Origin of the sequence: Streptomyces spinoverrucosus (assembly GCF_006539505.1) — a bacterium.
GTDB classification, from domain to species: domain Bacteria; phylum Actinomycetota; class Actinomycetes; order Streptomycetales; family Streptomycetaceae; genus Streptomyces; species Streptomyces spinoverrucosus.
In genome coordinates this window covers 45,907-64,120 of sequence record NZ_BJND01000055.1, presented here as the reverse complement: position 1 = coordinate 64,120, position 18,214 = coordinate 45,907, and the positions used below count along the sequence as shown (strand labels likewise).

The 18,214-nt window shown below is 71.7% G+C and carries 17 protein-coding genes and 1 riboswitch; of the genes, 7 read left to right on the top strand and 10 right to left on the bottom strand.

From position 1 onward, the window contains the following. A partial coding sequence (locus SSP24_RS31445) for a Ku protein (protein WP_308794537.1) occupies positions 1 to 639 on the top strand: 639 nt, incomplete at its 5' end. Between the two features lie 67 nt (positions 640 to 706). On the opposite strand, the gene SSP24_RS31440 is transcribed toward SSP24_RS31445, so the two are convergent. The 7 genes from SSP24_RS31440 to SSP24_RS31410 form a co-directional block, all read right to left on the bottom strand. Continuing rightward, a complete protein-coding gene (locus SSP24_RS31440; protein WP_141313361.1) occupies positions 707 to 1,549 on the bottom strand; it encodes an energy-coupling factor ABC transporter ATP-binding protein in 843 nt (280 codons plus the stop codon). Continuing rightward, positions 1,546 to 2,295, bottom strand: coding sequence for a cobalt ECF transporter T component CbiQ (gene cbiQ, locus SSP24_RS31435; RefSeq protein ID WP_141313360.1), 750 nt, complete (start codon positions 2,293 to 2,295; stop codon positions 1,546 to 1,548). The genes SSP24_RS31440 and cbiQ overlap by 4 nt, the downstream gene beginning before the upstream one ends. Positions 2,296 to 2,300: 5 nt before the next feature. Further along, the gene (locus SSP24_RS31430; RefSeq protein ID WP_141313359.1) at positions 2,301 to 2,660 is read right to left on the bottom strand and encodes an energy-coupling factor ABC transporter substrate-binding protein; all 360 of its coding nucleotides are present in this window, start codon (positions 2,658 to 2,660) and stop codon (positions 2,301 to 2,303) included. Continuing rightward, positions 2,657 to 3,349 carry an energy-coupling factor ABC transporter permease gene (locus SSP24_RS31425; RefSeq protein ID WP_141313358.1) on the bottom strand — a complete coding sequence of 231 codons (693 nt, stop codon included), beginning with the start codon at positions 3,347 to 3,349 and terminating at the stop codon, positions 2,657 to 2,659. Before SSP24_RS31425 ends, SSP24_RS31430 begins: the two co-directional genes overlap by 4 nt. Positions 3,350 to 3,380: 31 nt before the next feature. Then, a riboswitch (cobalamin riboswitch) is annotated at positions 3,381 to 3,562 on the bottom strand. 75 nt (positions 3,563 to 3,637) lie between these two features. After that, positions 3,638 to 4,345: an FHA domain-containing protein gene (locus tag SSP24_RS31420; RefSeq protein ID WP_141313357.1), complete on the bottom strand. Its 708-nt coding sequence runs from the start codon at positions 4,343 to 4,345 to the stop codon at positions 3,638 to 3,640. Positions 4,346 to 4,415: 70 nt separating this feature from the next. Next, the gene (locus SSP24_RS31415; protein WP_141313356.1) at positions 4,416 to 6,314 is read right to left on the bottom strand and encodes a serine/threonine-protein kinase; all 1,899 of its coding nucleotides are present in this window, start codon (positions 6,312 to 6,314) and stop codon (positions 4,416 to 4,418) included. 142 nt (positions 6,315 to 6,456) lie between these two features. Next, positions 6,457 to 7,263, bottom strand: coding sequence for an FHA domain-containing protein (locus SSP24_RS31410; RefSeq protein WP_141313355.1), 807 nt, complete (start codon positions 7,261 to 7,263; stop codon positions 6,457 to 6,459). Positions 7,264 to 7,428: 165 nt separating this feature from the next. On the opposite strand from SSP24_RS31410, the gene SSP24_RS31405 reads away from it, so the two are divergent. Continuing rightward, a complete protein-coding gene (locus tag SSP24_RS31405) occupies positions 7,429 to 8,856 on the top strand; it encodes a tetratricopeptide repeat protein (RefSeq protein ID WP_218037115.1) in 1,428 nt (475 codons plus the stop codon). A 17-nt stretch (positions 8,857 to 8,873) separates the two neighbouring features. Here the strand turns inward: SSP24_RS31405 and SSP24_RS31400 are convergent, their stop codons facing one another. Then, a complete protein-coding gene (locus tag SSP24_RS31400) occupies positions 8,874 to 10,721 on the bottom strand; it encodes a serine/threonine-protein kinase (RefSeq protein ID WP_141313354.1) in 1,848 nt (615 codons plus the stop codon). A gap of 270 nt (positions 10,722 to 10,991) precedes the next feature. Between SSP24_RS31400 and SSP24_RS31395 the strand changes: the two genes are divergently transcribed. Both SSP24_RS31395 and SSP24_RS31390 read left to right on the top strand, forming a co-directional pair. Continuing rightward, positions 10,992 to 11,768 (top strand): carbonic anhydrase, encoded by a 777-nt coding sequence (locus tag SSP24_RS31395; protein WP_174864754.1) that lies wholly within the window; start codon positions 10,992 to 10,994, stop codon positions 11,766 to 11,768. Between the two features lie 138 nt (positions 11,769 to 11,906). After that, positions 11,907 to 12,689 carry a polysaccharide lyase family 7 protein gene (locus SSP24_RS31390; protein ID WP_141313353.1) on the top strand — a complete coding sequence of 261 codons (783 nt, stop codon included), beginning with the start codon at positions 11,907 to 11,909 and terminating at the stop codon, positions 12,687 to 12,689. Between the two features lie 26 nt (positions 12,690 to 12,715). On the opposite strand, the gene SSP24_RS31385 is transcribed toward SSP24_RS31390, so the two are convergent. Both SSP24_RS31385 and SSP24_RS31380 read right to left on the bottom strand, forming a co-directional pair. Further along, positions 12,716 to 14,500, bottom strand: a complete 1,785-nt coding sequence (locus tag SSP24_RS31385) for an SMI1/KNR4 family protein (protein WP_141313352.1) — start codon at positions 14,498 to 14,500, stop codon at positions 12,716 to 12,718. Between the two features lie 73 nt (positions 14,501 to 14,573). Continuing rightward, positions 14,574 to 15,416, bottom strand: a complete 843-nt coding sequence (locus tag SSP24_RS31380) for a glycoside hydrolase domain-containing protein (protein ID WP_141313351.1) — start codon at positions 15,414 to 15,416, stop codon at positions 14,574 to 14,576. A gap of 392 nt (positions 15,417 to 15,808) precedes the next feature. On the opposite strand from SSP24_RS31380, the gene SSP24_RS31375 reads away from it, so the two are divergent. The 3 genes from SSP24_RS31375 (at position 15,809) to SSP24_RS31365 (ending at position 18,174) form a co-directional block, all read left to right on the top strand. Then, complete coding sequence (locus SSP24_RS31375; protein WP_141313350.1) at positions 15,809 to 16,537, top strand: hypothetical protein; 729 nt, start codon at positions 15,809 to 15,811, stop codon at positions 16,535 to 16,537. 105 nt (positions 16,538 to 16,642) lie between these two features. Then, complete coding sequence (locus SSP24_RS31370) at positions 16,643 to 17,326, top strand: LAETG motif-containing sortase-dependent surface protein (RefSeq protein WP_141313349.1); 684 nt, start codon at positions 16,643 to 16,645, stop codon at positions 17,324 to 17,326. Positions 17,327 to 17,376: 50 nt separating this feature from the next. Then, positions 17,377 to 18,174 (top strand): hypothetical protein, encoded by a 798-nt coding sequence (locus SSP24_RS31365; protein WP_141313348.1) that lies wholly within the window; start codon positions 17,377 to 17,379, stop codon positions 18,172 to 18,174. The last annotated feature ends 40 nt before the right edge of the window (positions 18,175 to 18,214 follow it).

The following is an 18,214-nucleotide window of genomic DNA, read 5'->3' as shown; positions in this document are numbered from 1 at the left end:
CCCGCCGCCAAGCCGTACACGCTGCTGCGGGAGGCGCTCAAGCGGAGCAACAAGGTCGCCATCGCCAAGTTCGCGCTGCGCGGCCGGGAGCGGCTGGGCATGCTCCGGGTGGTCGGCGACGCCATCGCCATGCACGGGCTGCTGTGGCCGGACGAGGTCCGCGCGCCCGAGGGGGTCGCGCCCGACACCAACGTCACCGTCCGCGACAAGGAACTCGACCTCGCGGACGCCCTGATGGACACCCTCGGCGAGGTCGACCTGGAGGATCTGCACGACGAGTACCGCGAGGCCGTCGAGGAGGTCATCGCGGCGAAGGCGGCCGGCGAGGCACCCCCCGAGGCTCCCGAACCCGCGGCGGGCGGCAAGGTGCTCGACCTGATGGCGGCCCTGGAGAGCAGCGTCCGCGCGGCCCGCGAGTCCCGCGGCGAGGCCCCGGCCGAGGTCCGCCCACTCGCCCAACGCAAGACCAGCCGCGCCGCCCCCAAGGAACCGGCCGGCAAGAAGTCCACGGCGAAGAAGACGGCCGCGAAGAAGACGGCGTCCAAGTCGACGCAGGGAACGAAGAAGACGGCGGCTTCGAAGAGCACGGCAAAGAAGTCGACGGCAAAGAAGACAGCGTCACGCAAGCGTTCGGCCTGACCGAGGCGATACCGAAGTCGACGGTCCCGTCACAAAGTCCACGCTCTTGGACTGAGCGCCACGGCCCTCAGCGGCGCGGGCCTGCCAGGGCCGCCAGTTGCTCCGCTGTGCGTGGACCAGTGGCTCCGTCGTTCAACAGGCCCTGGCCGCGTAGTAGTTCCGTTGCCGCGATGCCCCACGGCAGGCGTAGGCCCGCCTCGCGCAGTAGTTCCGTGCGGGACAGGTTCTCGGGGGCGGGGCCGGTGCGTATGCCGGACGGGGTGAGCAGGGCCGCGTCGTCGGCCCAGCGCAGGGCCAGGTCGACGTCGTGGGTGGCCATCACGACCGTCGTGCCGCTCGCGCGCAGCCCGTCGAGGGTGGCGAGCAGCCGTTCCTGGCCGTCGGGATCGAGCCCGGCCGTCGGCTCGTCGAGGATCAGCACGCGTGGCCGCATCGCGACGGCACCGGCGATCGCGGTCCGCTTGCGCTGCCCGTAGGAGAGGAGATGCGTCGGCCGGTCCGCCAGCCCGGTGATGTCCAGCGCCGCGAGTGCCTCCTCGACCCGCGCCCGCACCTCCGCGTCCGGCAGCCCGAGGTTCAGCGGCCCGAAGGACACGTCCTGCGCCACCGACGCGGCGAACAGCTGGTCGTCCGGATCCTGCACCACCAGCTGAACGGTGGTCCGCAGCCGGGTCAGCCCCTTCCGGTCGTACGACACCGGCGTGCCGTCCACCGTCAACTGCCCGGCGTGCGGCCGAAGTCCCCCGCTGAGCAGCCGCATCAGCGTGGTCTTGCCGCTGCCGTTGCGACCGAGCAGCGCCAGCGCGCGCCCCTTGCGCACCTCGAAGTCGAGGCCGGTGAGCACGGCCGGGCCGTCCTCGTAGGCGAAGGACGCGCCCCGCAGGGCGACCAGGGCGGCGGCCTCGCTCATGACAGTGGCCTTTCGAGTACGAAGGTGAGGGCGGCCAGCGCCGCGAGCAGCGCGACGCTCATGGCCGTGAACGGGACGGAGACGCGGGCCTCAGGCACGAGGACGCGCAGGGTGCCGTCGTAGCCGCGCCCGGCGAGTCCGGCCTGCAGGCGCGTCGCCCGGTCGAAGGCGCGTACGAAGGCCGTCGCGCCGAGCCCGGCCAGAGACCGCCACTGGGCGGCCCGCGTGGTGTGCCCGAGGCGGGCGGCCTGGGCGTCGCGGATCCGGCGCACGGAGTCCAGGAGCAGAAAGCTCATCCGGTACGTCACCAGGGCCACGTCGACGACGGGCGCGGGCACGCCCGCGCGGACCAGGCGTGGCAGCAGGTCGGACATCGGGGTGGTGAACGCGAACAGCAGCACACCCAGCGAGGCCGCCGAGGTGCGCAGCAGCAGCTCCCCGGCGCGCACCGGGCCGCCGACCGCGAGGCCCACGAACCCGTCCGGGCCGCCGACCCGCACCAGCAGCGGCAGCGCGCCGGTGACGCAGAAGCCCAGCGGCACCCGGTAGGCCCGCCACAGCCGCCGCACGGGCACGCCCGCCGGGCCCAGCAGCACGGCCAGCGCCGTCACCAGCACCAGCGCGGCCCCCGGCCAGGGCGGCAGCGAGATCGCCAGCACCGTCAGTCCCAGTCCGAGCACGGCCTTGTCCACAGGATGGCGGCGGCGCCAGCGACTGCTGTGCGCCGCCGCGTCGATCGGCAGCACGAGGCTCAGGCCCCTTCGGCTCCGTCGTGCCCGGGTGTCCGCGCCGCGCCCTGCTGCTCCTGCGCCCGCGCCGCACCCTGGCGCCGCCCGCGCCGCAGCCCGAAGTAGTACGCGAGGGCGCCCGCGCCGACCGCCGCCTGGAGGGCGAACAGGCCGGACTCGATCTCACCGGACGGCGGCTCGTACAGCGGCGAGAACCAGGGCTCGTAGTCCGGGTCCAGCTCGGTGATCGCCGTCTCCGCCTCCGCGTCGGCGCCGGTGAACGGCTCCTCCTTGTGGTCGCCGAGCCCGAGCGCCAGCGGCAGCACCGCGAGGGCGGCGACGGCGAGCAGCAGCAGGAGGTTGATCTTCGTGCCGCGCTTCATCGGGCCACCGCCTCGGTGCCGGTCTTCCGGGTGAGCAGCACGCCCAGCCGGGTCAGTTCACCCTTGCTGGACTGCACCAGCAGCCGCATCACCAGCACCGTGAGCAGCCCCTCGCTGATCGCGAGCGGAATCTGCGTGATGGCGAAGATGGAGCCGAACTTGCCGAGCGCGCCCAGGAAACCGCTGCTCGGGTCGGGGAAGGCGAGCGCCAGCTGGACGCTGGTGACGCAGTAGGTGGACAGGTCGGCGACGAACGCGCCGAAGAACACGGCGACCATCAGCGGCACGTCGTACCGCCGCAGCAGCCGGTAGATCCCGTACCCGGCCCAGGGGCCGACGATCGCCATCGAGAAGACGTTGGCGCCGAGCGTGGTCAGCCCGCCGTGGGCGAGCAGCAGCGCCTGGAACAGCAGCGTGATGGTGCCCAGCACCGCCATCACCGGCGGCCGGAACAGAATGGCGCCCAGTCCCGTGCCGGTGGGATGCGAGCAACTCCCGGTCACCGACGGCAGCTTCAGCGCCGACAGGACGAAGGTGAAGGCGCCCGAGGCGCCGAGCAGCAGCGTGCTCTCGGGATGTTCCCTGACCTCACGGGTGAGGGAGCGGACTCCGTGGACGACGAACGGCGCGGACGCGGCACCCCAGGCGATCGCGTGCGCCGGAGGCAGAAAACCCTCGGCTATGTGCATGGCTTCAGCAGACCCTCTCCAGCACCTCGTGGATGGTTGACGCGCCTTGGCCGGTCTCCTGGCTGACGGGTGACACCGCCCGTGCTCCGCCTTCCCGGGTCTAGGACCCAGTGGCTGCCCGCGAGGGCTGGAGCCGGACTTCCCGATCACAGTGGCGAGGGCCGCACCGGCATCACACCGGATTTCCCGTTCACCAAGGCGTGGTGACAGTAGTGCGCCCGCGGGGGTGGTGACAAGCGGCGCATCGGGGGCGCGAAGGCGCTGGTCACACCGCGCACACGCCGAACGTCACCCGTCGAGCTCCCGGTCCAGCAGCGCGAGGTCCGGCGGTACGAGGTCCGTGGCGTCCACCAGTTCCCGGAGCAGGGCGTGCAGCGGCACGGCCTCGTCGGCGTTCAGCCGAGCGCCGATCTGAGCGACCCGGCGCTCGATCCCGGGCGACTCCCAGTCCGTCTCCGGGCGCAGGAAACGCAGTTGCTGCAGCGCCTTGCGGGAGGGGAAGGGGCGCGGGTCGGACTCATGGCGCAGGTAGCGCTGGCCCAGAACGACCAACAGGAGCCGCTCGTCGTCGTCGAGGGCCGGGCGGCCGCGCGGGGGGTTTCCGGGGCAGCGGGCGGGGTCGGTCACGTGCAGCTCGATCAGGTACTCGCGGTGGCCGAGGCCCTGCACGAACAGCGGGGTGTAGCCGGAGGGGAGGGGGAGCGGGGCGGCGCGGGGCGCGAGGAGTTCGCCGTACGGGATGCGCAGGGGCCGGAGGCCGGTATTGCGCAGCCACCAGTGGCCGTGGTGGTACGTCAGATCTCCCTGCCTACGACTCACCCGCCGGTCGTCGCCGCCGACGTACAGGTCCCTGCCGGGGCAGCCCGGAGCCCGGCCGAAGCACACCACCCGGCCGGGCACCGGAGCGGCCGTGACCTCGCCCGCTGCCGATCTGGCGTGCAGAGTGTCCGCGGCGGCCGGTGGGGCACCGCGCGCGAGACTCTCACGACGGTTCATCCCCGGACTCCTCGGCGTGGTGGTTTCTCGCCACCACTGTGCGGCTCCGCTACGGGACCCTTCCCGCCCGTCAGCGTTCGGGCAGCTTGGTGGCCGCTGACGTGGCGAGGCCGGTGACCATCGTGCAGAGGTCGTCCATGGGGCGTTCGCCGCCGACGCGCAGGCGCACCATCTCGGCGGCCTGCTTGGCGTCCTGGCCGCTGTACCGGCGGTATTCGAGGAAGACCGTGCAGGTCTCGTCGCCGTCGCCCTCCGGCTCGACGAGGGCCCGGTAGCCGCTGAGCCGGACGACCTCGCGGTCCTTGGCGGACTTGGGCTGGTCGCGGAAGAAGCTCACCTCCGCCTCCAGGTCGTCCACCTCGCTGAACCACTCGCAGTTCCAGTTCGCGACACCGACCTCCGGCGTGTCCGGCTTGATGCCGGGCACGGCGTCCGACAGTGCCTTCGCGTCGAGCAGCGCGCAGGCGTCTGCCCAGGCCAGCGAGTTGTCCGGGTAGGCCGGGGAACGGCGGGGAAGGGGGCCGGTGTTCAGCACCTCGGCGGCGCTCCGGGCGGCCGTGTGGGCGACCGTGCACAGCGTCGCGTTGCCGCCGGTCACCGAGCCGTCCCCCACGTCGACGCGGATCCCGACGAGGGTGCCGTCGGCATCCCCGCCGGCGGCGCTGTCGTACAGCAGCAGGCCGCACTCGTCGGTCTCCGGCGACTCCTCCAGGACGCCGATCCTTCCGATGCGCGTGGCCGGCCGGGAGCTCTCGGGCCGGGAGCCGGGCCGTAACTGGACCGACACGTCGATACGGGTCTCGTCGTCGGGGCTGACCAGTTGGTCACAGCGGTCGAAGTTGCCGTAGTCGACGTCCACACGGACCTTGCCGAACTGGCCGAGGGCGGCCGGGTCGGTCAGGGCGCACACGTCGGCGGTGCGCGGATCGCCGATCAGCGAGGCCTCGGGGGTGCTGCTCCGGCCGGCCTCGTCCGTGCCCTGATCCGCGTCGCCGCCGCCGGGGGCGAGGATCAGACCGCCCAGGACCAGCGCGGCGCCGATCCCGACGGCCGTGGCCAGCAGAGGCCGACGCGCCGGCCATCGCCACCGTGTCCGCCCGCCGGGCTGGGCGGTGGTGGCCAGGGACCCGGACGCGGACCCGGGCGCGGCGACGGCGGCCAGCTGCCGTCCGGCCTCGGCGGCGTCGGGGCGTTGCCGTGGGTCGCGGTGGAGCATGGCGGTGAGCACCGGGTACAGCGGGCCCACGGCCTCGGCGTCCATCTCCACGACGCCCTGCTCGGCCTTCCAGTACGTCAGGCGCTCGGTGTCCGTCCCGCCGTCCCCGGACTCCCCGCCGCGCGGCGGCGCCCCGGTGACCAGCCCGTACAGGGTCGCGGCCAGGCAGAACACGTCCGAGGCGGGCCGGGGCAGGTGGCCCCGGGCCAGTTCGGGGGCGGCGTAGTCCGGGGTGAAGCTGAGCGGGCCGTTGCTGGTGATGGTCTCGGTGCCGCTGGTGCGGTGCGCGGCACCGAAGTCCAGCAGCTTCGCCGTACCGCGCCGGGTGAGGCCGATGTTGGCGGGCTTGACGTCACAGTGCACGATCCCCGCCTCGTGCAGCGCGGCGAGCGCGTCGGCGAGCTCGGCACCGATTCGGGCCGCCCGCTGCGCGGACATCGGCGGCTGCCGGTCCAGGCCGCCACCGGGGACGTACTCCATGACGAACCAGTACGTCTCCTCGCCGTCCTGCTCCACGGTTACGACGTCGAACAGCGTCACGACGTGCGGATGGTCGCGGAACTTGGCCAGCGCGCGTGGCTCGGCCAGCAGCCGTCGTACCGCCGTGTCGCGGTCGCCCTCGATCCGTTCCGGTTTCAGCGCGACGTCCTGCCCCACCACCGTGTCGTGGGCCAGCCACACCTCGCCGCTCCGCCCGGCGCCGATGACCTCTCTGAGGACATAGCGGCCGGCGAACTCGTCTCCGGGACGCACGGTTCTCCCCCTCGCCTGTGCCCACGACGCGCACCCGGTCACGCGCGCGCGCCTCGAACCTACTGGGAACGGGGGACGGTCCGCACTCTCTACCCAGAGGCTCCATCAGGCGCACTCATGATGGAGAGGTGGTGTCGTTCCCTCAGGCGCCGTCGTGCGTGTCGTCGTCCGTGTCGTCGTCCGTGTCGTCGTCCTCCAGCAGGTCCAGGTCCGGTGGGACGAGCGTGGTCGACTCCACCAGGCCCTTCAGGAGGTTGTGCAGCAGGCTGTTGTCGGACGGGCGGCCCTCCGAACAGTCGTGCATCAGCGGGTACTTGAAGCCGGTGCCGTGCAGCCGGCGGCGTACCGCCTCGACCCGGTACTCGATCCGGCGTTCGGTCCACTTGCCTTCGGGGTGCAGATAGGCGAGCTGCTCGGCCGCCCGGCCGTAGCTCAGCGGGCGCGGATCCTGCTCGTACAGCAGATACCGCTGGCCGAGCACGACCAGCAGCAGCCGCTCGTCGTCGTCCAGGGCCCAGGTCTCCGGGCGCAGGGTCTCGGCGCGGCGGCGGGAGACGGGGCCCCGGTCGTCGTGGCCCGCCACATACAGCTCGACCAGGTGTTCCCGTTGGCCCGAGCCCTTCACGAACAGCGGGGTGTAGCCGGTGGCGAGCGGGATCGGCTCGGTGCTGGTGTGCATCATCCGGCCACGGGGGAGCCGTACGAGCTGCTGCCCCGTGTTGCGCAGCCACCAGTGCCCCTGCCGGAACGTCAACTCCCCGTGCCGCCGGCTCACCCTCAGGTCGTCCACACCGACGCCCAGGTCCACGTCGGGCTTCTCCCCGCGCCCGAAGCACACCGTCAGACCCGGCCGGGGCGGGGCGCTGAGGTCGCCGGTGACCGTGCGGGCGTGCAGGGTACCGGGCTGGGCGGGCGCGACACCGCGCGCGAGGCTGGCGGAGCGGGACATCGCGGATCTCCTCGGCTCGGGCGTTCGTACGGGCTGTGCCACCAGGGTCGCCGATGGTTTCGGGACCCCTCCCCAAGTGTGCCCCGTATAAAGGCTGTGCCCGACTGCCGGACATCAACGGCACTGGCTCGTACGGCAATTGAAGTTCACCCCAGGGGGAGCAGGATGGACCAACCGACGTACACCATGCCCGTCGCACCGGAACCCGGCCCGCCACCCCGCCCCCGGCGGTACGACCCCCTGGCCGTCGCCCTCGGCAACGCCTCCCTCCTCGGCGTCGGCTACCTGCTGATCGGGCGGCGCAAGCTCGCCGTCACGGCGGCGCTGGGCACGGTCGTCCTCGTCTCCGCACTGGCGTCCACCGCCGCGTGGGGATACGAGATCGCCGCGCTGGTGTGGTGGGTGGCGGTCATAGCCCACGGGTGGTTCCTGGCGAGCCGCGGCACGCCCCGCGTCTCCGCGCGCGGGCAGCGCATCGTCGCGGTCTGCGTCACGCTGCCGGTGCTGCTGGCGGTGGGACTGCTGCGGTACGACGCCACGCGCATCGGGCAGAGCGTCAGCGAGGCCCGCGACGAGGGCGACTGCGCCGGGGTGTTCGCCGCGCAGGACAAGGTGTGGGCCGGGCATCGCATCGCCGACGCCCCGCTCAGTGCCCGGGGTGACGAGGTGGTCGAGGACTGCCGACGGCTCGGGACGGCCGAGGTGCTGCTGGACAGCGGTCTGCGCAGCAACACGGAGGCGCTTGAGCAGGGCTTCGACATCCTCGGCTCGGTACTCCGCGAACCCGGCAACGAGCAGACCGTGCGCACCGTCCTGGACGGATTCCTCGACGGCCTGCCCACGAACAGCCCCTGCGGCACCGTCAAGATCACCGACTGGCTCCGCGAGCGCGAGCCGACCCGCAACCAGCTCGACCGGTCCGCCGACACCGCGAGCCGGGTCGCGCCCGGCGCGCTCGTCGCCTGCGGTGACAACCTCATGAAGGGCAGCGACTGGGAGACGGCCAAGGCGCGCTACCGGCAGCTGCTCGACGAGTATCCCGAGGACAACCTCGGCAACCGGGCCCGCGCGGGCATCACGAAGGCCACGCAGGCCATCGAGCTGGACAACGTCCGCTCCCTGCTGTCGGGAACGGAGGACGAACAGCCCGAGTACTGCTCCCAGCCGGCCAAGTACAGCGCCGCCAAGCCGATGGGCAAGGGCACCAACCGCGCGCTGTACTACGGCAACACCGAGTACACGAACCAGCTCCCCGGCAACTGGAAGGCCGGCGACGCCGAAAACGCGGTCGCGATCGTCTGTGTGGGCGAGACGGACTTCGGGTCCTCCGTCGAGACGTGCCCGTACCAGGCCCGGGACTCCGGTGCCGTCAGCTACGTGACCTTCCACAAGATCGCGATCCCGGTGCGGGTCTACGAACTGCGCACCGGCAAGCTCGTCAGCAAGCGCACGATCCAGATCAGCGGATCGAGCTGCCCCTCGATCATCACGTACTACACGTACGGCACCGACGACACCCCACCGACGAACCGGTACGTCACCGAGTCCAAGTCCGATGTACGCAACGCGTTCCGGCCGCTGGTCAGCAGGTAACGCCGGTTTCCCCGTGCTCACTTCCCCGGTGTCTCCGGCAGGCTCCTCGCGATGTTCCGCACGGCCGTGGCCGAGAGCGACTTGGCGGTGCCGCACAGCTGCGTCCTCGACCGCTCCTGACCGCTCACGGTCAGCAGGACCAGCTCGACGGTGTGGTCGCCGAGGGCGTTGGTGTACGTACGGTGCGGTGTGAGCACGACACAGCTGTCGTCGCCCTCCTCCTCCGGCTCGACATACGCCGTGGTCCCGGCGACGACCGCCCGCTGTCCGTTGTCCTCCAGGTCGTTGTCGCGGGTGAACTCCAGGTCCACGAAGGCGGTGCCGCCGCCGTCCGGGCTCTCCCACTCACAGTTCCAATCCCCGAACCCGCGCTCCGACGGCCGTGTGCCGAGGCCGGGAACCCGTTTCAGCGAGGCCGCGTCGAGCAGTGCGCAGGCGTCGAGGCGGGCGAGGGCGTCGGCGGGCCACGCCGAGCGCCGCCGGGGCACCGGCCCACGGTCCAGCACGCTGACCGCGTGATCGGTGGCGGCGTCGGCCAGGGCGCAGGGGTCGGGCGCCGGGGCGGCGTGCCGCTCGCCGACGACAATGATCTGCATCCGGTCGGGAGTGGAGATGAAGCGCCGGCACTCGTCGCCGTCCCGCGCCAGGCTCGCCACCTCGACATTGCCGACCCTGCGGGTGGGCACGCCCGCATCGAACTCCCGTAACTCGTTGGAGAAGTTGACCTCGACGGCGGCGATCTCCTCCGCGTTGCCCTTCAGCACGAGAACGTCGCATCGGTCCAGTTCCCCGTAGTCGGGGTCGACTTGGGTGTCGCCGAAGCGGCTGAGCGCGGCGGCGTCCAGCAGGGCGCACGGGTCGGCTGTGCGCGGGTCACCCAGGGCGCCGGCCGGTGCCGTATCGGGGCTGTCGGAGGACCAGGGGCCGTAGAAGAAGAGGAGGCCGACCACGATCAGGGCGACGACGAGCGCCGTCCCGGAGATCGTCAGGGGGTGGCGCAGCGGGGGTGGCAGGGCGCGGGGCGGACGGAGGAGCGACGCTGTGGGGGTGTCGGGCGGTGCCGATCGGGCGTCGTCCTCGGGCTGAGTGCGCTCCGAAGGCTCGCCGAACTCCCGTTCCCCCTTTTCGCGGAGTCCAGGCACCCCCCGCAGCAGCTCCTCGGCCTCCGCGGCATCGGGGCGGTTCCGGGGCTCGACCTCCAGCATGGCGATGAGCGGCTCGGTGAGCTGTCCGGCGCGGTGCGGCCGCTCCACGTGCCCCTCGCAGGCCTTGGCCAGGTAGCCCATGAGGTTCTCGAATTCGCCGTACGGCGACTGCCCCTCGACCGCCATGAACAGGCTCGCGCCCAGGGAGAAGACGTCGGACTTCGCGTCGCCCGCCCCGCCCCTGGCCACCTCGGGCGCTACATAGCGGGGCTTGCCGCGGAAGCCGCCGGTCGTGGCCGTGGTCCGGGTGACCTCGCTGCACAGCGCCCGGGAGATCCCGAAGTCGGTCAGCCGGGCCACGCCGTCCACGGTGACCAGGACGTTCTCCGGCGTCACATCGCCGTGCACCACGCCCTCGCTGTGCGACTTCGCCAGCGCGTCGGCGATCTGGCTGCTGACGATCCAGCAGGTCTCGGCCTCGATGACGATGTCGAAGACCGGCACGATGCCGGGGTGGTGCAGCCGTCCCGCGTTGCGCGCCTCCCGGGTCAGCCGCTGAGTGGCCCGGGCGTCGTCTGTGCGGGCGCACTTGACGGCGACCCTCCGGTGCAACAGCTCGTCCCAGGCCAGCCAGACGACGCCCATGCCGCCCTTGCCGATCGGTTCCCGCAAGAGATACCGGCCGGCGATCCGATCCCCGACCTCAGGCGTCAGGCGCACGCCCACTCCTCACCCCACGTCCAGCAACGGTGACGGAGTGTACTCAACAGCCTTGTCGCGCAGGCGACTTCGGGCACACCGGCACAGGATCGCTCCACGGTCACCGTCCCGTGACAGCCGGCGATTTGGACGAGTGCTGCTCCTCCGCTTGATCAGCGCTGCACGGCCCCTAACCGGTCCCTCGCGAGAGTTGCGTCAACCCCCCGGCCCGGAAGAGACCCGATCCGGTGAGGGGCGAACTCCGCACACGACGGGAAGGGGACAGACCTCATGGGCAGCGCCGGAATACCGCACCGCAGGGCCATTCTGACCGGAGGGCTGGCGGCGACGACCGCGGCTCTGCTCAGCGCCTGTTCGTCGAAGCCGAACAGCACGGGCACGGACGCGACGGCGGCGGGCGCGGCGAAGGCCTCCTCGCCCTCGCCCGCCGCGGCAAACCGACCGGACTCGGCCTGGTCGGCCTTCGCGCGGCTGATGGAGGGCAACAGGCGCTGGGTGGCCGGAAAGCTCCAGCACCCCGACCAGGACCCGCGGCGGCGCGAGTTCGTCGCCGAGAAGCAGGAACCCTACGGCGTGATCGTCTCCTGCATCGACTCCCGCGTTCCGCCGGAGCTCGTCTTCGACACCGGCCTCGGCGACCTGTTCGTCCTGCGCACCGGCGGCCAGGTGGTCTCCCCCGTGGTCACCGGCTCGGTCGAGTACGGGCCGCTGACGTCGGGCTCCCCGCTGATCGTCGTCCTCGGACACCAGCGCTGCGGCGCCATCAAGGCGGCGTACGAGGCGTTGCGCGACGGCAAGACGCTGCCCGGCAACCTCCAGTCGATCGCCGACGCCATGCGCCCGGCGTACGAGGCGACCGTCAAGGACAAGCACGCCGACCCGGTCGACGCCATGGTCCGTATCCACGCCAAGCAGACCTCCGCCGACCTGCGGTCCAACAAGGCCCTCGCCCCGCTCGTGCGGAAGGGCGACCTGGCCGTGGTCAGCGCCTACTACTCCCTCGACACCGGACGGGTGGAGGTCCTCACCGGCGCGCCGTCCGCCTGACGCGACGGGGGCCGGAGGAGGTGGGGGGGAGGGGAAGGGAACGGGTTACGGGACGGGTCCCGGCAAGGGCCACTACGGTGCGCGAGGGCCCGACCCCCACACCCCATTCCACCCCACTCCACAGGGAGGAACCCCTCCATGCCCAGCACTCGGACCTGTGTGCTGGCGGGCGTCCTCGCGGCTGCCTCGACCGCCGCGCTCACGCTGCCCGCCCAGGCCGGCACCCCGGCCCCGACCGAGCGGGCGACCGCCCGGTGCGCGTACCCGTCCGAGGTCCTCGACCTGACCGGCTGGAAGCTGACCCTGCCCACCGGCGAGGACGAGGACCCCACCGAGATCACACAGCCCGAGCTGGCGACCTTCTCCGCCAAGCCGTGGTTCCGGGCCGAGGCCGACTGCGACGCCGTCCGGTTCCGGGCCGCCGTCAACGGCGTGACGACGGGAGGTTCCAGCTACCCGCGTGCCGAACTGCGGGAGATGACCGCGGACGGCGAGGACGAGGCCGAGTGGTCCACCACGGAGGGCACCCACACCCTCGTGGTCACCGAGGCGTTCACGGCCCTGCCCAAGGACAAGCCGCAGGTGGTCGGCGCGCAGGTGCACGGCGGGGACGACGACGTCACGGTCTTCCGCCTCGACGGCAGCAAGCTCTACATCACCGACGGCGACGACAGCCGCCACCATCTCGTCACCGATGACTACGAGCTGGGCACCGAGTTCGAGGCCAAGTTCGTGGCGGAGGACGGGGAGATCGACGTGTACTACAACGGCGAGCTGCAGACCACCATCTCCCACGACGGCGACACCAACTACTTCAAGGCAGGCGCCTACACCCAGGCCAACTGCGACAACTCCGACCCCTGCGCCAAGAAGAACTACGGCGAGGTCCGCATCTCATCGATCGAGGTCACCCACTCCTGAGGTCGCCAAGGCGCCCCCTGACAGCCTCATGACTCCTGTAGATCGGCGGCGAGTTCGGTCCGCCAGTGGACGGACATCCGCTGGTGGAGGATCCCTGCCGCCGCGACGGGGACCGGGAGCTGTATGAACGCCCGCAGCGCCCGGGTGGCCTGGTCCCGCACCACCCAGGCGCTGAAGTCTTCCTGGGCGACGGGACCCGGCTCGGCGCGCCAGGCGGGCTGCACCATCCGGCGGGCCGCCCAGCTCTCCGCGGCCAGGGTGCGCATGCGCAGATCGAGCGGATCACCGGTGTTGAGCTGGAGGCTCTCGCCGAGGCGGATGCGTTCCAGGGCGTCGGCCACCTCTTCGTAGGTGTCGATACGGGTTTCCGCCGCCAGCCGCGCCAGTTGGGCCGCGACGGCGGTGCGCAGCCGCTGCGGCGGTGTCCGCTCGACGAGTCCGGCCAGGTCGAAGTGCCGTACCTCGGGCACGGGTCGGCGAGCGTGCTCGGGGAAGTCGTCCAGAACGGGGAGCAGCAGGGCGCTGGTCAGCTCCACCTTCGCGTCGTCGTCCGGGACGTGGACGATCCCGTAGTCCTCCGCCAGACCGGACAGGATGCGGGAGTACGCGGCGGTGGATCCCGGCCAGGGGTCCGCGCCGACGTACCGGGGGCGTTGCCCTTCGGGCAGCTGAACGTGGCCCTCGCGCGGCGACTGGACATGCGTGGCGGCCTCCGGACGCGCCATGCCGTCCTCGGTGAGGGTGACACGCACCTCGGGACCCTGCTTGGTCAGGGCCACCGCCCGAGTGCCCGCGGACACGGCACGCAGCACCTCGGGCCTGCCGAACTGCGCGGCACCGGCCTCCTGCGCGGCATACGCCCACCCACCCGCCGTGCCTGCTCGGACCAGCGGGCGGTGCGCCGCCCACAGGGAGGCCCCGGCCTGACGTGTCCGCTCCCGGGTGCGTGGCCGGAACGTGGTGGGGATCGCGCCCAGTCGGTGGAGCAGTTCGTCCGGGGTCAGGCCCTGCGCGAAGACGATGTCCGGCTGGTCCGGCAGCGGTTCCGGGCGGGGGCGGGCGATACGGACGAAGGCGAGCACGGCGCTGCGGCCGTCCCCCGGTGCTCCGGTGGGCGCGGTGGCCGTCTCGGTGGGGGCGGGTGGGGTGGTCGGCTCCGGTTCGGTGGTCGCCTCGGCCAGCGCCAGCGGGGAGACCGGGTCCGGGACGACGGTCTTCTCGTCCTCCCACAGCAGGACGCCGTCCACGGCCAGGGATATGCGGTTGTTGAATTGCCGGCCGTTCTCCAGGGCGTCCGCGAAGTCGGCCAGCAAGTGGCGGAGCGAGGGCCACTGGGTGAAGGAGGGCGCGTCCTCGTCGAAGTAGCGGCCCAGTCGGCCGAAGTTGGGGCCGGGGCGGCAGGACAGGAACAGGCCGTCGGAGGACTGCCAGCCGATGCCCAGCGTGATCAGCAGCCACTCCGGCCGCCAGAAGGCCGCCAGCTCGTGGCTCTCGCCCTCGTCCTCGTCCTCCTCCTCGTCCAGGTCCGCAGCGACCTCGCGCAGGAACGTCGTACTCTTCACGATGTCCGCGACGCCGGACGGCGGCCCGTAGTAGGCCAGCACCGGCGCGCCGTCCTGGAGTTCCACCCCGTCATGGCAGCGCAGCGACGCCACCAGGTCGTCGGGGAACGACACCCCGAGCGCGCGCTGGGCGGCCTCGATGTCCGTATCGGGTGTCGGTGGGCGCAGCCGGGCGTGGCTGACGGGGGCGTGGCGGGCCAGCCAGTCGTCGATACGAGCCCAGGACTCTTCAACGGTCGGGATGCTCATGTTTCCGGACCCTACGGCCCACCACTGACACTCCGTCGCGTGCACCACTCGCCCAACCGCGCCGGGGGTTGGTTCAGCCGACGATCGCGACGGGCGCGTCCCACGTGTCCCGGTCGACGGTGATCGTGTACCCGCCGCGGGTCTCCTTGCTGTTGACCAGGTACTGGTGGCCGCGGCTGTGGTTGGCGAACTGGGTGGAACCCCACGGCCAGTCCTTGGTCGTTGTGTACTGCTTGTCCCACAGGGCGTACCAGAGGTTGCCCGGCAGGTCGGTCTTGTTGGCGGCGGTGGCGATCGCCTTGGCGCTGGAGCTGCTGAAGCCGTAGAAGCCGGCGCGGTAGGTCTTGGCGCGCAGCGTCTTGGTGAAGGAGCGCACATACGTCAGCACGGCGTCGTTGCACGCCTTGTTCGTGATGTCGTACGGCTCCATGTCGAGGTAGACCGGGCTGCCGGGCTTCATGCCGAGCGCCGACGCCTTGGCGACCGCGTCCTTGGCGTCGCTCGCACCGAGGGAGGCGGCGGTGGAGGCGGTGAGTTTCTCCGGGCTGGCGCTCTTCTGGCAGGGCGGCTGGGCGCCGACGTAGATCGGGATGAGCTTCCAGCCGACCGAGTTGACCGACTTCACCCAGGACGCGGTGAGGTTGGGCTGGGCGCAGCCGCGGTTCCGGCCGCCGACGTAGACCGCGGCGGCGCCGTAGAAGCCGGTGTGCCACGCCTTCATCGCGGCGAGCGAGGGTGCCGTGCAGGTGTCGAACGCCCGGCCGGTGTACGTCTTCTGCGCGGGCCAGGCCGTGGCGGCCATCGAGGTCTGCGCCGCGATCCCGGCGCCCGCGACGACGGCGGCGCCCGCTGTCGCCCAGGCGATGTAACGCGACTTTCTGGAGAGCCGATGACTGGACGGCCGATGACGGGACATCCTCACCCCATTCGTGAGTACGGCACGGGGCGCGCACCCGCGCGTCGGCCGAGGTCGATGTGTGTGCTCCGACCTGCTGTGCCGTGTGACGGGCGGCGGAGCGGATCGCACCGTATCCGAGACCGGCATCGTGATCGGGAAACCCCGTTCCTCGAACGTCGCAAGATTGCCTCAAGGCGCAGCAAAGCCTCAGATGTGGGCGGATGTCTTGACCGATCCTTGAGAAGTCGCACATCTGTTCATGGCCGTGGGCCCCCTAAAGTCTGGCCGGGCCGCCGATCTCGCGGTCCCGCCCGACCGGCTCCCGGACGCACGCACTCCCTTCCCTGGGCTCATGCGGTCCTGACCCCCACCCGGCGCGGCGCACTCTGCACGTCTTTTCAAGGACTCCCATGCGTCTGTCGTCCCGTGCCGTCACGCTGCTCGCCGCTGCGGCACTCCCGTTGGCCCTGGCCGCCTGTTCCTCCTCCGAGTCCTCCACCGGAACGTCCGCGACCACCGCACCGGCCAAGCCCCAGGACCCCAACGCCGGTCTGCTGACGGGAATACAGCTGAAGCAGGCCCTGGCCCCCGCGTCGTACTTCCCGTCCGGCTTCGCCGCCGACCCCAGCGTCGCCCGGGACACCGGCGACACCTACCAGGCACCGGCCACCAAGAACGCCGGCACTCCCCGTTGCGCCGACCTCGGTGCCACGAGCTGGATCAGCCTCACCGGGGTGGAGGGTGTGTCCTTCGCGCAGAACTCCTATGTCAACAAGGACACGTCCGCGGAACTCGCCCAGGAAATCGACGTCTACCGCGGCACCACCGGCGCGGACGTGATGAAGGACGTCACCAAAGTCGTCGCCGCCTGCCCGAGCTACCCGGACTCCGACACCCACAGCACCGTGAAGGTCACCGGCGCGCCCACAGCAGGCCTCGGGGACGAGGCGTACACCATCACGCTCACCGACAGCGCCTGGGAAACCGGCACCACGCTGATCGCCGCTCGTACGGGTACGGCGGTCGTCAGCGTGCTGTCCACGGACGGCGCCGACAACGGGGCCGCGAGCGCGAAGAAGCTGGCGGAGCATGTCGTGACCGCGCTGAAGGGCAAGAGCGACACGAGCGACCAGGGCTGATCGCCCGAGGCCCTGGGGGCCCGCGTGCGTACGGCACTTCACGGCACCCATGACGGCCGCCCGACCACCCTCCCCTCATCCTCATTCACCCGACGAAGGACACACATGTCTCTTTCCCGTCACACCGCCAGAGCGGCGCGCGTCGTAGGAACGTCGGTCGCCGCGGCCGCGCTCGCGGTCGGTGCCGCCCAGACCGCATTCGCCTGCAGCATCGGCGACTTCTCGGCAGCGGCCGTGTGCGACGCGGGCGGCCATGGCGTCATCCGCGTCACCGACAAGGACGCCTCCGGCACCCCGGCCACCGTCAGCCTGTACGCGCAGCTGAGCATGCCCGGGGGCGAACGGCACGTCGACACCAGGACGATCGAGCATCCGACAGCGCAGGGCGCCACTGTCGATCTCGTCCCCCTGGACTGGTCTGCCGGGGCGACCTTCCGGGTCCACGTCAAGGCGGGCGACCAGGTCGACGACGACATCCGGCCCCTGGTCGTCGTACCGGACGAAACCTGCGAGCCCACCTCCCCGGCACCCACCACCCCGTCCGCCCATCCCACGACGACGTCCTCAACGGCCCCCGTCACGCAGCCGAACCCGGCCCGGACCAGCACCGAAGCGGCCGTACCGGACGCGAGCAGTGGCCCATCGCCCGCGGGCGGCGGCACCGCCCTCGCCGAAACCGGAGCAAGCGCCGGTACCACCGCGATCGCCGGCGCCGCCGCCGCGCTGGTCATCACCGGCGGCGGCATCGTCGTGGCACTCCGCCGCCGAGGGGCTTCTGCGAGCGGGTGACGCGGACCGGTGGCGTCGAATTGTCAGTGCGGTGCGCTTCACTGTCCGCCATGGAGCTCACGCAAGCCACCGTCAACGACCTGCTGGACCGACTCGGCCCGGGGGACGGCTACATGTACCTGCCCAGCGACCTGGACCCGCAGCACCTGACCGACCTGCTCGGCAGCAGGTACGGCGCCCCGCGCACCCTCGTCCTCGACGGCTTCACCGATCCGACGGTCGACGAGTCCAGGGGCGCGGCTATCCTCGCCCCCTTCGAGGACCGGGGCGTGACGATACGGGCGTGGGCGTACGGGGATCAGTGGGTCGGCACGGGTACAGCGCGGGACGCCGAGGGGATCGAGCGGCCGGTGCTGGTGGTCGCTCACAGGGAGGTGCCCGAACCCTTGGCGGTCGCTGCGGACGAGGACGTCGACTGGATGCAGCGGCTCATACGGATCACCGGCTGGACATCCCCCGCCCAGCGGCCCGACGTGGACTGGCCGGAGGTGGAGTCGCGCCTGGGCACCGCGCTGCCGAGCGACTACAAGCGCATGGTGGAGACGTTCGGCGAGGGCGCCTTCGACGGGTTCCTGGACCTGAACCAGGAACCGTGGACGGCTCGCAGGGAGGACGGCCTGCTCATCTGGGCGAGCACGGAACACGAGGACCTGTACTGCTGGCGGGCCGACGGCGACGACCCCGACCGCTGGCCCGTCGTGGTCCGGTCCTTCGATGGCGAGGACGTCCCCTTCGACTGCCGGACCGCGGAGTTCGTCTGCCGCATCCTCACCGACCCGCACCACCCGTTCACGATGGCCTGCTACTTCGACACCCACTGGTTCATGAACTACCGGGAGAGCGACTGACCGAACCCCGCCGCCCGGTAACGCGAGGCACCGGGGACAC

What these genes read in the sequence shown, in the direction of transcription:
- SSP24_RS31405 (WP_218037115.1), top strand. Translation starts at nt 7,429, where the DNA reads ATGGACCAACCGACGTACACCATGCCCGTCGCACCGGAACCCGGCCCG.
- SSP24_RS31430 (WP_141313359.1), bottom strand. Translation starts at nt 2,660, where the DNA reads ATGAAGCGCGGCACGAAGATCAACCTCCTGCTGCTGCTCGCCGTCGCC.
- SSP24_RS31425 (WP_141313358.1), bottom strand. Translation starts at nt 3,349, where the DNA reads ATGCACATAGCCGAGGGTTTTCTGCCTCCGGCGCACGCGATCGCCTGG.
- SSP24_RS31375 (WP_141313350.1), top strand. Translation starts at nt 15,809, where the DNA reads ATGCGTCTGTCGTCCCGTGCCGTCACGCTGCTCGCCGCTGCGGCACTC.
- SSP24_RS31390 (WP_141313353.1), top strand. Translation starts at nt 11,907, where the DNA reads ATGCCCAGCACTCGGACCTGTGTGCTGGCGGGCGTCCTCGCGGCTGCC.
- SSP24_RS31410 (WP_141313355.1), bottom strand. Translation starts at nt 7,263, where the DNA reads ATGTCCCGCTCCGCCAGCCTCGCGCGCGGTGTCGCGCCCGCCCAGCCC.
- SSP24_RS31370 (WP_141313349.1), top strand. Translation starts at nt 16,643, where the DNA reads ATGTCTCTTTCCCGTCACACCGCCAGAGCGGCGCGCGTCGTAGGAACG.
- SSP24_RS31380 (WP_141313351.1), bottom strand. Translation starts at nt 15,416, where the DNA reads ATGTCCCGTCATCGGCCGTCCAGTCATCGGCTCTCCAGAAAGTCGCGT.
- SSP24_RS31395 (WP_174864754.1), top strand. Translation starts at nt 10,992, where the DNA reads ATGGGCAGCGCCGGAATACCGCACCGCAGGGCCATTCTGACCGGAGGG.
- SSP24_RS31365 (WP_141313348.1), top strand. Translation starts at nt 17,377, where the DNA reads ATGGAGCTCACGCAAGCCACCGTCAACGACCTGCTGGACCGACTCGGC.
- SSP24_RS31385 (WP_141313352.1), bottom strand. Translation starts at nt 14,500, where the DNA reads ATGAGCATCCCGACCGTTGAAGAGTCCTGGGCTCGTATCGACGACTGG.
- SSP24_RS31440 (WP_141313361.1), bottom strand. Translation starts at nt 1,549, where the DNA reads ATGAGCGAGGCCGCCGCCCTGGTCGCCCTGCGGGGCGCGTCCTTCGCC.
- SSP24_RS31420 (WP_141313357.1), bottom strand. Translation starts at nt 4,345, where the DNA reads ATGAACCGTCGTGAGAGTCTCGCGCGCGGTGCCCCACCGGCCGCCGCG.